The sequence below is a fragment of the Mycoplasma sp. 5912 genome, from assembly GCF_054353835.1.
Map to the genome: position 1 here is coordinate 46581 of NZ_JBTHHI010000004.1, position 17519 is coordinate 64099.

Sequence of the window (17519 nt, forward strand, 5' to 3'; positions counted from 1 at the left end):
GAGCAATATGAAAGCAAAGCAATTTAAAAATCATAAGGATATTCCGAGTGAATATACCTGAGATTTAGATGATATTCTTAGTGGTAGCAGCATAGAAGAACTAATTTCAGAGTATAAAAAGGTATATAAAAGCAGAATTTTAAATAAAGATAGCAAATATGATAGCATCGAATCTTATTTAACTGATGTGATGTTATCGGAGCAACAAACCAAATTAGCATTTAAAATTGATAATTATATTTCAAATAATTTAAATACCGATTTAGTTAATGCGAAATTTAAACAATTAGAATCAGAATTTCAATTTTTATCACACACACTCAATACCGAGTTTGGTTCTGAATCGAATCGTTTTTATGCTAATATGGAAAAAATGAAGGTATGAAAAGACGATCCTCGCTTAGCATCGTATCGTCGCAGTATTTGTGATCAAATCCAAGAATATGAACATAAATTAGATGATAAAGTTGAAGAATACTTAGTTAATTCAGCATTCGGGCAACCAAATCCACATAATATCTTTAGTATTCTTTCAAATAGTGAGTTATATTATGGAACAGTTAAAACTAAAAAAGGTAAGAAAATTAAACTTAATCCCACTATTTATCAAAAACTTCTTAAATCCGATGATGCTAATGTGCGTAAGCAAGCATATTTAAATTATTGAAAAGCATTTACTAACCACAAAGATACATTTGCCGAATTATTATTCCAACATTTCAAAGCATTGACTACTGAAGCAAAATTACGTAAATATGATTCTACTGTAGCAATGCTAACAGCTTCAGATAAGGTATCAAATCAAATCTTGATGAAACTTTTTGAAAAAGTTGCTTCAAGTAAAACAATATTAAAAAAATATAAGCAATGAAGTGATAAGTTCTATTATCTTAAATTTCATAGCAAACGTCAAAAATGAGATTACTCTCGCGATTTAGTTAATGTGAAAACTTCTTATACAGTTTCCGAAATGAATGAACTTGCTAAAGCAGCATTAAAACCTTTTGGAGATGAGTATTATCAGCAAGTTTGCAAAGCAATCGATGAGCGATGAGTTGATTATATGAGCACCAATACCAAACGAGGTGGTGCTTATAGCATCGGTGGAACCTATGGAATTGACAAAAAATACATTTTAATGAACTTCGAAGGGACACTGCGTAGTGTTGAAACACTTGTACATGAGTTAGGACATTCAATGCATTCGTATTTTTCAGATACTCGGCAAAACTTACCTAATTCAATGTATCCCATCTTCTTAGCTGAAATAGCCTCAATATACAATGAATTTATGTTAGCACATTATATGTTAACTAATTCAAAAAACGACAAATTAAAATTTCAAATTCTCGATTCAATGATCGCAGGATTTGTCGGTACTGTTTTAAAGCAAACCAATTGAGCTAACTACGAATATGATCTTTACCAAGCGATTTCACAAGGGAAAGTATCTGGTAGTTATGATTCAATTAGTAAGCTCTATTATGTAAATAATTTAAAATACACTCTAACTAAGCAACCATATTCAGTTGCTAATACCATCCAATCTATTTATGTCCCACATTATTACTATGGATTTTATGTATATAAATATGCTATAGGACATCTAGTTGCTACCTACTTTTTTAGACAATATAAAAAGTCAGGTAAAGTTGCTTTAGATAACTACATAAACAACTTTTTATCAGCAGGTGGTAGTGATTATCCAATTGAGATTTTAAAAAAAGTGGGTGTAGATTTAATGAATGATAACTTTTATGATGATGGATTGCAATTTCTTTCAGAAATAGTAGACCAATGAATTAATTTAGGTAAGAAAATTTTTAAAGTAGACAAAAAAGGAAAATAATATGAAAAAAAAGAAATTTTTATGATTAGGATTGTCAGCAAGTTCTCTGGTATTACCAGTTGCTGTTGCTTGTGGTGGTGGTTCGACCACATCAGTAGGTAATCAAGAAATAACCCCAGGCAATGAAACCGGTTTACCGAAACCACCTGCAGATGATAAATATAACACAGCTTTTGCATATCCTAGCAAGCAAATTGATACACAAAAATATCAATCGACTGATACTTTATTAGGAATTATTAATCCACCTGCAAAAACAATTAATCTTGATGGGAAAACCTCTTTTTCACAACAAGCATCAAGCGGATTATATACAGTTAAATACGATTCTACCCATTCTGATTCAAGAAATTTTTACGACCTTTCATTTACCACAGGTGGATTAACCGAATCTACATATGATTCAGAAATTCCAAGATTAGTTGAATTAAACTTTTATGGTCGTCCAGAAGTCACAGAAACTAGTGTGCAAGATACAAACACATTAGAAACAATTAAGACTCGCACAATTCATAAACCATCGGTTTCTAGATATTCATTAGAATTAGCAGATGCAGTTATTTTGACAGTGAAACAAGATGATGGAACAACAAAAGATATGGTTTTTGATCAAGATGATGCTCCATTACTACCAAAACCCGATAAACCAGATGGTAGTTATTCATTGAGTTTAGTTGAATTGCAAAGTGATAATCCTAGATCAATTAACTCCGATACATTTAGACATGCTTTAAAGAAAGCAACTAAGATGTCATTTAGAATCCGAAAAAATCAAAAATGAATTAATTCTAAAGGTGAAGTAACAAAATATCCAATTAAAGCAGAAGATTTTTGAATGGGAGTATTACGTACCTATGCTGGACAGGATTCACTATTTCGTTTAAATAATGGAGGAACCGAAGAAATTGAAAAATTAGCACGTGAAAAATATGTTGTAAATGGAGATTTATACTTTAGAGCTCAAGGAAATAGTTGAACTAATAAATACTTATATGAACTTTATAACATTGATGTAAATAAAATTTTAGATAAAACACAATCAGTACATGTTGAAGGAACAGGTGATGACCAACGTGAATTCTTTGTTTTACAAGAATTAGATCCAAAAAAAGAATCTAAATTTGATTTAGCATATGATAAGTTTTTCTTTAACAGTTATGATTTAATTCCTGCTCCATCACAATATATCGAAGAAACTGTGGCAAGTAAACAACTACCAAACTTCTATAAAAGTGGTGATATAAGTGATTCAGATAAAACAGACATCAAAAACAAAATCAACAATTTACAAGATGGTTTAGCTAAAGAATCTGGGATATACTGATATGGAATGTCAATGGATTCAGCTTTATTTGCTGGTAAATATTACTATGCTGGTTATGATGGAACCTCGCTAACTGATACTTTTAAGTTAAATCCAAACTATTGAAATCAAAAGTTTGTTAATAATCCAAGACGTGTAAAACTTTTTCAAAATACCTACACTACAACTCCATTAGGAGATGGTTTTGCAAAATTTAATTATGAGCAATTTAAAGCAGGTTTAACAGCAAGTGCAAATTATAGTAATTTAAAGGCATACCACGAAGAAATTTCAGCAAACCCTGTGCAATGAGGTTTAAGAGATGTTCAATCTAGAAATACAAGTCATTCAAATAATGGATTTACACCTACATGAATTCCGCAAAATCAACAAGAATCAACAACTGCTTCATTTATGAATGATGCATATACAAAATTAGTTTATGGAGCTTCATTGACTGATATCAAAGCCGGAACTGCAACTAATACATTAAAAGCAGCTACCACAGGTTTAGGAGCAGAATTTATGAATATTCTAACTGCTTCAATCAACTGAGCATATGTTGCTCAAGAGTTATTAACACCTAATCTTACAATTCCGTGAATTTCGGGTTTTGCACAAGATGTAACCATCCGTAATAACGACTCAGATACATCATTGCAATATAATACATTACGTCCATATTGAGACCAATTATCAACTGTGTTTGTAGTAGATTCAAAAACAGGACAAAAAGTTAATCTTGGTGAAAAAATCGGAACCGAATTATCACCATCTGAAAATTCGATAGTTGGTAAAACTGCTGATGATCAATTTAGTTCAAGTGCATTAGATATATTGAAAACAAAGATGAAAGAAGTATTGGATGAATTTTATAAACAACATCCTGATCTTGATAAAGTAGAGGATACAAAGAAAGTAAGATTCACAGTTCGTGCTCGATTTACAAATATTAATTCAGTTCATGAAAATGTTTATAAAGGAATGCAAAAAGTTCTTAATAGTTTATATCCTGATCGTTTTGAAGTTAAATTTGAAAAAAATAATAATAGAAAAGACTTTGATGAATTTTTTAATTTTGGATCAACTCCATACACAGTAACTGGTTGAGGATATGATTATAATTTAGTCGGATCAGGTTTTGATGGATATATGTTTCAAGGTAACTTAATTCAATTATTTACTTGAATTAACACTGATGCAGATTATAAAGCTAAACTTCAAGTAAATTATCCAAACCTTGTTAAAGCAGCTGAATACTGAAAGAAATTTATTGAGGATCCTAAAAACAATGTTAAATTCTCGATTCCACTTGAAAAATTAATTAAGTTGGGAAATAAATACACAAACGATATTTCCACTTATTTAAATCAATATCAACTTAAAACAGTTGACGGAAAAGAACAATTAGTTCCTTTAAGCAAAGAAGATGAGGCAAAATACTTACCACCTCTTACAATTTCAGCAAACTTCTGATTATGATTAAATACATCAGATGAAACAAAAGATGTATTTAATAAAAAAGCATTGTTAAATATGGTTGCTGAATTCCGTAATTTAACAGGAATGAATATGACTATAACAACTGGAACATTAAAAGATTCATTTGTAAAAGGATTGAGCAATCCAAACTTTATCATACCTGCAACACTTGATAATGCTACCAACTATGGTTCATACGAAGTTGCAACCAAATAATATCCAGACAATTAACGCAAGTTAATTGTCTTTGCATTATTAAATAAGGAGATAAATGACTAAGTACATTTTACAACGGATAGGATTTGCATTATTAACATTGATTATCATTATCTTTGTTGTATATACACTTACAGCACAGTTTGCTGATAATCCATTTGTACAAACTGCAAATTCAAAGAACGGTGCTGAAGGTCAAAGTCAGGTAGCATTACAGAATATATCTAGACAAAGTTTTGAAAAAAGTATTGATTATCATTTTCTACCAAGTGATTGACGTGGAAAGTATGACCAATATCAAAATGTTTGAAAAACCTATAAACTTAATCCAATAATTCGTTTTGGTTATTGGGTAAATGATTTATTTACTAATAAAGCGAATCCGTTTGGTTTACCATTTGATGATAAATTATTTGCAAGTTTAGGGGTAAATAGCATCCCACAATTATTCTTTTCGCGCTTAAAATACTCAATTATTATCACTTTACCAGCATTTGTTATTAGTGCATTTTTAGGGATATTGTTTGGAATTTTTGCTGGTTATAAACGTGGTACATGAGTTGATGCAGTGGTAAATTTCTTTTCATTAATTTTTATTGCATTACCTTCATTTATAGTAGCACCAATTTTAATTACTATTTTAGCCTCATCTGGTGTTTCACCAACTGTTGCGATACCTGGAACGGCAGAAGCGGCAGCACAGACTCAAAGTCAAGTTGTTATTTCGTGATTACCACCAATTGTGATTATTGTTTTAGGTTCATTATCAGGTTATATCAGTTACACTCGAAATCAAGTTATTACTGTGCTAACATCAAATTATGTTTTAATAGCAAAATCAAAAGGACTAAGTAGAGTTGAAATATTCTTTAAATATGTATTACGTAATATTTCAATTCCACTTGCTGCAATTATCATTCCATCATATATTGGATTGTTAACTGGTGGAATAGTAATCGAAAGATATTGAAAAGTTCCTGGGACATCACAAATTATTGCTAACGCATTTCCGAATGGTGAAATTAATATTATTATGTTTAATACCTTCTTTTTCACATTACTCGGGGTATTTACATCCGTTTTAGTTGATGTTTCATATACCATTTTAGATCCACGCATTAAATATGGAACAAAAGGTTCTAACTTATGAAAACTGTTCTTAGTTACCAGAAAAAGAAACGAAGAATTTGCTAGAATGAAAGCGAAAGGAATATAGATGACTGCAAAAGAATTTAATAAAAAATATAAATTATCTTTTAATGGTATACAAACTCCTTTTGCACTAGCAAATAACCAAAAAACATTTTCTAATATAGCTGGAAAACCAAAAAAATTACTTTTAGAAATTCTCAAAAGATTCTTTAAAAGTTGACCATCCGTATTATTTTTAATTGTCTTTATAATCGTGCTTTTAATTTCGATTATTGTAACTATTAGTTCTAAATATTCAGCAAATGAATCGATTTCAGACACAATTAGTTTAAATTTAATTGCAGATCAACAAGGTAAAACTATTTTTGGGCCTCCTTCGATAAAATCTTTACCAGCTTCGTATCAACCTTATATAACACTAAAAAGCGCTGGTTTTGAACAAGATATTCCAAAATACAAAGCAGCTTTTCACGAAAATTATGGAGGCTTTTTTGATAAGTTTTTAGATATTTCAAAAGATGCCACTGCTGCTTCAGTTTTAAAAACAAGAGAATATACAGTGCAAAGCATTAATGGACCGACAAAGCAATCTGAAATATTAATTGATATGTATCGTTGATACCGAGTATACAGTGCATATTTGATTTTTGATAAATCAAATATTGCACAAAATTTAAATCAAAACGAATATCAAAGTTTATATGATCAAGCACTTGCTTTAAATCCACAAACAAAATTAGATACTTTTTTAGGAACAACGGCAAAGGGTATCGATATTTGAACTCGATCATGAGTTGGAACTTGAAAAGCACTACGTTTAGCATTTATCGTAGCATCAATTCAAACTATTATTGGTGTTATTATAGGAGCATATTTAGGATTCCATGTTGGTTCTAAAATAGATACTATCATGATGCGTTTTATTGATATTTTTTCAGCACCACCAACTCTTATTTGGTTATTAATTGCAGTTACCTTATTCGGTACATCTGATTTAGCCTTAGGAATTGCATTGGTTGTGGTTGGGTGAGTTGGATCAGTAGGGGGAACTCGTTTATTTATAATCACTGTTAAAGATTCTGAGTTTATAACTGCATCCAAATCAGTAGGTGCTTCAAAAATTCGTTTGATTTATAAACATGCATTACCAGGAATAATTGGTAAAATTGCTACTAATTATGTAACTCAAATTCCATCAATTATTCTTTCAGTTTCATCACTTGCTTTCTTAGGATTTTTTAGTAGTGACACTGATGTAAACTTAGGAGAAATAATCTTTTCAGCATCATCTGAAGCAGCACAAAACTTTTGATCATTATTACTACCTGCCTTAATTTTACTTTCAATTTCAGTATCATTATACTTTATCGCATTAGGTGTTCATGATGCTCTTGATCCAAAAGTAATCAAAACTAAATAGGAGATTTTATGCAAGAAAAATTATTAGTTGTCAAAGATCTTAAAGTTAGTTTTAAAACCGGTTATAACAAATTCATCAGCATAGTGCGAGGAGTTGATATTACTATCAACCGTGGAGAAATAGTTGGTTTAGTCGGTGAATCAGGATCTGGTAAGTCAGTTACATCAAAAGCATTTTTAAATATTAATGATAATTCAGTTGTTTCTGCTGAAATTATGCAAATTGATGGAATTAGCTTAATTGATTCAAAAAAAGAAAGTTACTGACAAAAGATTCGTGGACACAAAATTGGTTACATCCCACAGGACCCACTTACATCATTAAATCCAACCCGTAAGGTAGGAAAACAACTTTTAGATGCTTTAAATAAAAATCCAGAATGAAAAAGTAAGCCATATAGTGAAAAAAGAAAATACTTAGTAGGTTTACTTGATAAATTTGGAATCCGTAATTGTGAAAGTGTCTTTGATATGTATCCACATACTTTGTCGGGTGGGATGAAGCAAAGAGTTGTAATTACGATGGTGGTGGCATTAAAGCCAAGCTTAATAATCGCAGATGAACCAACAACAGCACTTGATCCAACAGTGCAAGCATCGGTGTTAGCTTTATTTGATGAAATCCGTACTTCAATGAATATTGCTATTATCTTAATTAGTCATAATATTTCAGTTGTAGCTAAATTTTGTGATTATATTTATGTTATGTATGCTGGAAAAATAGTTGAAAAAGGAAGCAAAAAAGATATTTTTACCGATCCAAAACATCCATATACATGAGCGTTGATTTCTGCGATCCCAGAAAACAAAGAAGATCGCTTATATTCAATTAAAGGAACACCACCTGATATGAATAATTTACCACTTGGCGATGCTTTTGCTCCGAGAAATGATTATGCATTAGAAATTGATTTTATTAAAGAACCTCCATTATTTGAAGTTTCTTCCACCCATGCAGCTGCAACATGATTGCTGCATCCTGATGCACCCAAAGTTTCATTAAGTCCCGAATTAACATCACGATTAAAAAGCTTTAAAGAGGTATTTAAAGATGAGTAAAATACTTGAAGTTACAAATTTAAAAAAGTTCTTTATTAATAAAAATCATATTAATAAAGCAGTCGACGATGTTAGTTTTGATGTTTCTGAAGGTGAAATCCTTGGTTTAATTGGTGAATCTGGTTCTGGTAAAACAACCGTAGGACGTTCATTGCTTCGTTTATATGATGATTATAACGGTTTTGTTCGAATTAATGGTAAATTAGTATCAGGGAAGCGAATCTCGCGTAAGACAAATCGCTTTATGCGTAAAAATATTCAAATGATTTTCCAAGACCCTATGGCTTCATTAAATGGACAAAATAATATCTTTAGTATTCTAAAAGAACCCTTAGTGGTAAACCGTGTTATAAAAAATAAAATTTCTGATATTAAAAAGGATTGAGAATCGGTTCAATACAACTTTCATTATTCTTTTTTAGAAGAAGCGCTGAAATTAAAATTGGAGAATTTAAAAATAGCAAACTCATTAAACCAACCATTTTATAATAAATGAAGTGAATATTTTAATAATTTCGACTTAGATGCAGTTGAAGGAAGTTTTGAAGATAAATTTAATGCATATTTTGCATATTTAGAAGAAAAAAGTAAAAATAACTCACTGATTATTGATAGTTTATACAAGAACACTGAAAAATTAATTAGTTTATATGATCAGAAGAAACAGCAATTTCGAAATGAACAAATTGATTTAGATGAGGTTGAACTAAAACAAGCAAGGGCTGAATATAAAAAACAAAAACAACTGCTTTGACACACATATGAGTATTTTGAATCTAAACAAAATACTTTTAATGCTGCTAGCGAACTAAAAAAATCTTTATTTTCTTGAAGAGAAAAGTATTTGGATTCAAAAAACTCATTAAATAACTTTATTTCAGAGTTAAAAAATGAATCAAAATTACTTTTTAATGAAGCATATGGAAGTCCATATATTGATTATTTTGCTTATAAGGTAAAAATATATCATCTAAATAATCATATTAAAAAGATATTTATAAAGCATAAATCTAAACTTAGATACTTAGATTTTGACGAGTTGCAACAGTTAATTAATCATTTGCAAGACAAATCAAGTGAGTTTTTTAAAAATCAACTTAATGCCAATCCATTTGATTTTAATAAACTTTCTGAATTTTCAAAAACTATTAAAAATATTGTGGTTTCAAATTTCAGCATTGATTTATCGGATTATTTAAATCAATCTAAACACATCCAGGATCAATATTGAAGTGATGCTAAAAGTAAGTGAAAAACCTTTGTAAAAAGCTTAAAAACAACCATTAAAGGATTTTTTGTTAAACCAAAAATAAATAAAGATGCTTTTAACCAAGCAAAACAAAGATTGCAACAAACACAAGAAAACTTCGATAAAGAACTTCAAACTTATATGGATTCATATAAATTAAGAGTTTTAGAACTTAAAAAGCAAGTTCAAGAGCAAGAAGATATTAGTAAATCATTTATTGCTATTGATAAAGGATTGATAGGTAAATTCAACCAAATCCATAAACAATTTTTATCATACTTTAAAGCAAATTATATTGATAAAACTAAACAGCAACTTATTAACAAAAAAGATGATGTGCATTTACATAACAAACTTAAAGCAACATTAAAGCAATATAAAGTTGATTATAAAGTTTTTATTTCAAATGTATATGATAAGTTAAATGGAATTAAATCTTTTGAAATTGAAAGTAGGTATTTAAATAAAGACTTGAAAGCTATTTATTTATTTTTAGGTATATCCAATTATGATATTTTCCTGCAAAATAAATTTTATAAAAAACCAATTAATTTCATCACTAAATTTTGACGGATTTATAAGATATCAAGTCTTTTAACTCGTAATACCATATACAAAAGTTTAGAAGATGTTGGTTTGTTAAAACAATTTGCCTATCGTTATCCACATGAATTTTCAGGTGGTCAACGTCAAAGAATTGTGATAGCTCGTGCTTTAATCACAGAACCAAAAATCATTGTTGCTGATGAACCAATTGCTTCTTTGGATATCTCGATTCAAGCACAAATTGTTAACTTGCTTATGGATTTATGTAAACAAAAGAACATTGGAATGATTTTTATTGCACACGATTTATCAATGATTGAATATATTGCAGATCGGGTATTAATAATGCATTTAGGTAAAATTGTTGAATCAGGACATACTAATGCAATTTATCAAAACCCCATTCATCCATATACAATTAATTTATTTAAAGCAATTCCTAAAATTTCAAATGCTAATGAGAAATTTAAGGATGTAAAATTTGAACTTTCATATATGGATGAGCAAAAATATCCAAATCTACCTAAAAATCAAGATATTAGCGAAAATGAGCAAACTCATTATGTTTATGCAACAGATGAGCAAATCCGAAAATGAAGCAAATAATGTGAGCAAAATTTACTAATTTAATTAAATCACAGTTTAAAAGCAAACGATTTTATTACATTTTATTAGCATACTTTCTTATCTTCTGGCTTATTTTTGCTATTTCAGCAGGAATAAACCATAAAAAAGATGTAAATTGAATTATTAATGCTTTTACTGCTTCTGCCTTAATAACATTAGCATTTGTATTACTTATTTTAGTGTTTAAATGAGGATTTATGGAACGAACATTTGAAAGATTTCGTGAAAATAAGTTTATTTCATCGCGATATAAAGAAGAAAAAAAGATGTTAAGAATGACTCATGCTGAAAAAGTTGCATACTTAGAGCAAAAAAAACAAAAACAGCAACCCAAAATCAAAAAATCTAATTTTCCGTTTTATTTTAACTTAATAATTTATTTTATTGCAAGTTTAATAGTTGTAATCATCGCTTATGTATAAAACACACTCAGTTGTGTTTTTATTTTTAAAAAAATGCAAAAACATATTAAAAAAATGATTTTTTTACACTTTTTATTATTATTTTGTTTATAATATATGTATATATTTAAAAATAAAGGAGAAATATGAAACACTATGATGTCGTAGTATTAGGTGCTGGACCTGGTGGGTACACTTTGGCTGGTATTCTATCAAGCAACGGGCTTAAAGTAGCCTTAGTTGAAAAAGAAGATTTAGGTGGAACCTGTGTTAACAAAGGTTGCATCTCTACTAAAACTTTAATTAAGTCAGCAAAAGTTTTAGACACAATCCAAAATTCTGAAAAATATGGAGTTTTCAACAAATACCTTGGATATAGTTTCCAAGTAATGCAAAACCGTCGTAAAGCAAACAAAGAACTTTTGAACGGTGCTATTAGCAACTTTTTAGCAGGCGCTCATGTTGATGTATTCAAAGGAATGGGTACTGTTGTAGATGAACACAGTTTAACAGTTAATGAAGAAACATTACACTTTGATAAATTAGTTGTAGCAACTGGTTCATCAAATCGTGCATTAAGCATCGAAGGTGCCATGGAAGCATATGAATCAGGATACTTAATCGATTCTGAACAAGCAATGAAATTAGATGCTGCACCAAAAACACTAGTAATTATTGGAGCAGGACCTATTGCATTAGAATTTGCTTATTTTTATAGCACATTAGGAACTAAAGTTACTATTTTATGTAACACTAAATTCTTAGCACATCTTGATCCACATGCTGCTAAAGCAGTTCGTGCTACTTTAGAAGCAAAAGGTGTTGTAATTGTTGATGAAATGAACTTAGAATCAGTTTCTAATGGATTTGTAAGTTATCAATGAAGAGAGCAAAAACACTCATTGGCTTCACAAAAAACATTAGTAGCAATTGGTAGAGTAGCAAACCTATCTGGTCTAGATGCACTTAAATTAAAACTAAATGCTCGTGGATTTGTTGAAGTAAACGAATCGATGAAAACTAGTTTAGATCACGTTTATGCTTTAGGTGATGTAACTGGATTATTTATGCTTTCTACTGTTGCTTACAAAACAGCAGATGTGATTGCTAAAGATATTTTAGGATTACAACCTGAAAAATTAAACTTAAACAATGTTCCATGAGCAATTTATTTAAACCCTGAATTAGCCGGTGTTGGTAAAACAGCTGCTCAATTAGAAAAAGATGGGGTTGAATTTAATGAAGTAATGGTTCCTGGTATGGCATTACCAAGAATGCATGCTGATGGTTTAGCAAATGAATTGGCTTTCGTTAAATTCTTTGTTTCTAAATCAACCGGAGAAATTCTAGGAAGTTTTATGTTCTTAGAAGGTGGACATATTTTAATCAACCAAGTCGCATTTGCAATGCAACAAAAAGTTACCTTTAAACAACTACAAGAATCTATTTACACACACCCAACTATTGCTGAAGCACTTTATTATTCATCACGTACTGTGGCTTTAAAGAAAAATGCTTAAGTTCAAGCAACAAGTTCTTAAACATCGTGACGTAATAGAGAAATGTTATATTGTAATTAACATAGTAGTGTTGGTATATGTTTCACTTTATAATTTTGATTATAAAGTGTGAGCATGACAAAACCCGAACCGTTCGGTTGCAATTATCAATGTTTTAGTTTCATTTTCTGGTATCTTTGGTATTTTAGCTAATTATTTCTTTTCAAAGCATTATAAAATTGCTTATTTACTGAGTTTGATAAATATTATTTTCTTTATATGCTTTGCTTTCTATAACTATTTAATTATCGATGGGTTAATTAATTTATTCATATATATACCAATTTTAATTTTTAACTTCCATAAAACATATATTCGTAAAAAGATTGTCTTTGAATACTTTGTTTCGGGTGTTCACACATGAACTTTCTTTGGAATGATTTTTATTATTTTATCAATTGCTTTTTACTTCTTAAATCCACAAGTTACTTATTTATACAACATCACTTTTGGATTCGATCCTGTGCAAAATGCTTTTGGGACCTTTTATAAATATAAACTTGATGGAAACATACTATTATCAATGATTAATTCACTTTCAGTTGTAGCATTGATGATGCTTTCATTAGGTTTTCGAGAAAACTGATATGTATGAATTGTTAAAAACATCATTTCATTCGTCTTCTTTGGTGGAGTTGGTTTCTTTAGCATCGTTGTAATTTTATTAAATGCAGTGTATATGAATATGTCATTATTCTACTTTTATGTAACTTCAAGAAAACAAGAAGTTAGAGTTAAACTACAAACAGAAGCAAATTCGGTTCTCTCAGCACATATGGCTGCTTCGTTAAAAGAAAACGGATATGTAATCTATGATAAAATTGAAGTTGCTAATAAGCTCTCATATGCAGATGCTAAAAAGTTATTAAAAGAATCAATTTATCAATTTAAACCTACCTATGGAAATATGAAGAATATTATTTTATGAGATATGAAGTCCTTACTTCATACCATCGAATCGCGCATTGTGTTGGATAGTAAAATATCTAAGTTAAAATGAGCATTTAGAAAGAAAATTTATCAACTTTCAATTCTCCTTAGACCAAAAATGGATTATACAACTAACATTGAAAAATTACCACATTTATTAACTTCTTTTGATCACAGTTATACATATAACTAGGATTTTATAAAACACATAAAAATTTTATGTGTTTTATTTTTTTGATAAATATAGCAAAAAATAAGCAAATAGTTTATAATTAAAATATGAATATAGCAAAATTAATCAGAAATGTTCCCGACTTTCCAAAACCAGGGATAATGTTTAAAGATATATCACCTTTATTAGCAAACGGAGAGGCTTTAAATTATACAATTTCAAAGATTGCTGATGAGTGCAAAGATGTTGATATCATTGTAGGCCCAGATGCGCGAGGATTCTTATTCGGTACACCCGCTGCTGCTTTTTTAAAAAAACCATTTATTATGGTTCGTAAGCCTAATAAACTACCAGGTGAAGTTATTGCGATGAAATATGATTTGGAATATGGAAGCAATAGTTTAGAATTACAAAAAGGGTTTGTTAAACCAGGTCAAAAGGCTGCAATTGTAGATGATGTGCTTGCAACTGGTGGGACTACCAAAGCAATTATTAAGTTATTAGAATCGCAAGGTGTAGAAGTTAAAAAAGTAATTGTTTTATTAGAATTACAAGAATTGCATGGAAGAAAATTATTAGGTGAACATACCGAAGTAGTTTCATTAATTAAGGTATAAAAATCACAAATTAGGCATCTAATTTGTGATATTTTTTTAACTTAACACAAAAGTTTGTGAGTATTCTTTATTGTCGTCATCAATATGGTATTTAAATGTTAATGTGTTGGTATTAGGATCTCAAGTTGAATCGGTGAATTTTTTAGCATCTGATTTTTTTGATGTAATTCTATTTGCATATGACGCATCTGCAAAAGAAAATAATTTATTATCATTTTTATTTCCCATACCTGATATTCCAACATATTCTTTTCCATTGGTTCCATATTTTTGTAAACCAGGAAATTTTTTATTTTTCTTTGGCTTTGTTTTCTTTTCGAGTGCTTTTTGAATTTGTTCTTTGACTTTTTCTTTTGTAACACCATCATATAATTTTAATGGAGCAGTTTTAATAGTGTCTTCACTTTGTTTTGGACTTTCTTCTTCATTTTCATTGTCAACATTTTTTGATTCATTACCATCTACAACTTTTGTATTATCAGATGTTTCTTCACTAGTTAGATTATTTTTTGGTAAAGTTTCAGTTTTTAATTTTGGTTGTTCTTGTGGGTTTTCGGTTCCGTTAAATGGAGTTCCTGTTTGTGTTGAATCACTTGGTTGGTTTTGTTCATGTTGCTGTTCGTGATTTTCGTTTGGATTAGGTTGGTTATTTTGACTTGCTACAACTCTAGGTTGTGATTCAGAAGATTTTAATGTAGGTTCTTCTGAAGGGGTATCTTTCTGATTATTTTCTTTTGTTGGTGTTTTTGCACTTTGATCATTTGTATTATCATTAGATGTTGGTTCCGAGTTTTCTGGTTGATTTTTAGAAGTTTCACTTGATGTTGTTTGTGCATTTGCATTAGGTTTTTCAGCTTTTAATGCTGCTGGAGCAGGGGGTGTTTCATGGACTGTTTCACCTGAACCAGATTGTATATTTTGTTCATTGTTATTTTTTTGTTCAGAATCAGAATTACCTGTGGGTTGAGTAGAGTTTTTTGGTGAATCACTTTCTGTTTTTGGATTTGTTGTATCCGATGAATTAGGTTTTCCTTGCGGAGTTTTTGTAGAATCTGTGGTTTTTGGTTCGTTGTCAGTTTTAGAATTTACATCATTAGGTGATTCTTCTCTTGAAGAATCTTGATGTTCTGTATTTTGTTGCTTTGTCTCTGCAGAACTAACCTTTTCTTCAGTTTTACCTGTTGAGTTTGTTTTTTGATTACCCTTATCAGATGGAGTATTATTTGTTTGTGATGTATTAGGATTTTTTGGATCTTGTTCTTGTGTTGTTATATTAAGTTTGATTTTTTGCTCGTATGTTTTATTTTTACCATCAACTATATATCTAAATGTTAATGTTTTGTCTTCTTCATTTCAAATTGAACTCTCAAATACATTATTGTTATGTTTATTACGTCCCTTCTTTCTAGTTTTCTTAGTTTCAGAGGTTTGTGTTTTTGGGATATCTTTTAATTTTAGTGGATCAAGTCCATCTTTTGTTTTAAAGAGTTTATTATCATCACTTGTACCACCAGTTGCTATTCCAAAAAAGTAAGTGCTATTTTCTGCTTTTCCAGCTTTAGTCTCTTTATATCTTTGTAACCCAGGGAATACATTTTTCTTTGTTGACAATCTTTCTTTAATCTTATTATAAATTTTTTCATCTGTAACATTAGGTAATTTTTCTAATGCATTTTCATATGAAAGAGGTTCAGTATTTTCAGATTTGTTTGTTTTTTTGTCTTCATCTGTTTCAGATGTAATTGGAATTTTTGGAGGGGTACTACTTCTCGCTCCAGATGTTGGTTTTTGTTCAGAACTTTGAGTTTCTTGTTTTGTTTTATCTAAATCAGGTTTTGGAGCAGATGTTCCATTTTTGTTAGTAGGTTGCCCATTATCTTTTGTAGAAGGTTCTGTTATATTATTTAATTTAATAATTTGTGTGTATTCTGTTTTGCCACCAATTACCATATATTTAAATGTAATTGTCTTAGTAGCAGGATCTCAGGTTGAATTTAGAAATTTGCGATTATCTTTGGTTTCAGGATTACCATCTGATGTAAGTTTAGTAATATCCAATCCATCTCTAACATCAAATAATTGATTATCAGTTCCGTTTCCTCCACCTGCTATACCAATAAAATCAGGATCTTTATATCTTTGTAATCCTTTAAAAGGTTTTTTTAATATCTTATCATAAATCATTTGATCACTTATATTTGGTTTTTTAACTAAAGCATTTGAATAATCTATGTTTGTTTCTGTTTGGTTATTCGGATTTTGTTCGGATGTTTTTTCAACTATATTTGTTAAAGTTATGGTTTGTGAATATTGCATTGTATAACCAATTACCATATATTTAAATGTAATAGTTTTAGTTTTAGGATCTCATGTAGATTTATCGAACACTCTATTGCTTTTAGTTTCCTCTTTTCCATCTGATGTAAGTTTACTAATATCCAATCCATCTCTAACTGAAAATAATTGGTTATCAGTTCCATTACCTCCACCAGCTATCCCTATAAAATCAGGATCTTTATATCTTTGTAATCCTTTAAAAGGTTTTTCTAATATTTTATTATAAATTACTTGATCACTTATATTTGGTTTTTTAACTAAAGCATTTGAATAATCTACTTTATCAGGTTTATTTTTTTCATCACTTGGATTAGGATTGTTTTTGATAGGTAGATTTTGAGATTGTGGGTTATTAGGTTTAGGTTTTTCAATAGGATGTGTTGGTGTAGTTTTTGTAACCTGCATTTTTGGAGAATTTAAATCAACTGGTTTTGCTTCTTCTTTTATTTTTGGTGAGCAGCTTACAGCAATAACAATAGGAGTTATAGTTAAAGATGCAATTGATAAGAATAATTTTGATAACTTGTGCTTTTTCATAATTTCCCTTAAATTCCTTATAGAAATATTTTATAATTTATATGTATATAATTAATTATATATA

The 17519-nt window shown here is 29.6% G+C and carries 11 protein-coding genes; 10 read left to right on the forward strand and 1 reads right to left on the reverse strand.

Annotated features, from left to right (window positions below):
- Positions 1-7 precede the first annotated feature (7 nt).
- From pepF to ACXYRP_RS02045, 10 genes are all read left to right on the forward strand, one after another.
- Positions 8-1849 (forward strand): oligoendopeptidase F, encoded by a 1842-nt coding sequence (gene pepF / locus ACXYRP_RS02000; RefSeq protein ID WP_458615107.1) that lies wholly within the window; start codon positions 8-10, stop codon positions 1847-1849.
- Position 1850: 1 nt separating this feature from the next.
- Entirely contained in the window at positions 1851-4850 is a 3000-nt protein-coding gene (locus tag ACXYRP_RS02005; protein ID WP_458614210.1) for an OppA family ABC transporter substrate-binding lipoprotein, read from the forward strand.
- Between the two features lie 55 nt (positions 4851-4905).
- Positions 4906-6066: an ABC transporter permease gene (locus ACXYRP_RS02010; protein WP_458597242.1), complete on the forward strand. Its 1161-nt coding sequence runs from the start codon at positions 4906-4908 to the stop codon at positions 6064-6066.
- On the forward strand, positions 6067-7422 hold the full coding sequence (locus ACXYRP_RS02015; RefSeq protein WP_458597243.1) for an ABC transporter permease: 1356 nt from the start codon (positions 6067-6069) through the stop codon (positions 7420-7422).
- 8 nt (positions 7423-7430) lie between these two features.
- Entirely contained in the window at positions 7431-8480 is a 1050-nt protein-coding gene (locus ACXYRP_RS02020; protein ID WP_435130201.1) for an ABC transporter ATP-binding protein, read from the forward strand.
- Positions 8473-10881, forward strand: a complete 2409-nt coding sequence (locus tag ACXYRP_RS02025) for an ATP-binding cassette domain-containing protein (protein WP_458615108.1) — start codon at positions 8473-8475, stop codon at positions 10879-10881. The genes ACXYRP_RS02020 and ACXYRP_RS02025 overlap by 8 nt, the downstream gene beginning before the upstream one ends.
- Positions 10869-11324, forward strand: coding sequence for a hypothetical protein (locus ACXYRP_RS02030; protein WP_458615109.1), 456 nt, complete (start codon positions 10869-10871; stop codon positions 11322-11324). The genes ACXYRP_RS02025 and ACXYRP_RS02030 overlap by 13 nt, the downstream gene beginning before the upstream one ends.
- A 125-nt stretch (positions 11325-11449) precedes the next feature.
- Positions 11450-12823, forward strand: a complete 1374-nt coding sequence (locus ACXYRP_RS02035; RefSeq protein WP_458614672.1) for a dihydrolipoyl dehydrogenase — start codon at positions 11450-11452, stop codon at positions 12821-12823.
- Positions 12816-13985: a nicotinamide mononucleotide transporter gene (locus tag ACXYRP_RS02040; RefSeq protein WP_435130212.1), complete on the forward strand. Its 1170-nt coding sequence runs from the start codon at positions 12816-12818 to the stop codon at positions 13983-13985. The genes ACXYRP_RS02035 and ACXYRP_RS02040 overlap by 8 nt, the downstream gene beginning before the upstream one ends.
- 86 nt (positions 13986-14071) lie before the next feature.
- On the forward strand, positions 14072-14581 hold the full coding sequence (locus ACXYRP_RS02045; RefSeq protein WP_458597247.1) for an adenine phosphoribosyltransferase: 510 nt from the start codon (positions 14072-14074) through the stop codon (positions 14579-14581).
- Between the two features lie 36 nt (positions 14582-14617).
- Here ACXYRP_RS02045 and ACXYRP_RS02050 read toward each other — a convergent pair whose 3' ends face one another.
- A complete protein-coding gene (locus tag ACXYRP_RS02050) occupies positions 14618-17455 on the reverse strand; it encodes a hypothetical protein (protein WP_458615110.1) in 2838 nt (945 codons plus the stop codon).
- Between the last annotated feature and the right edge of the window lie 64 nt (positions 17456-17519).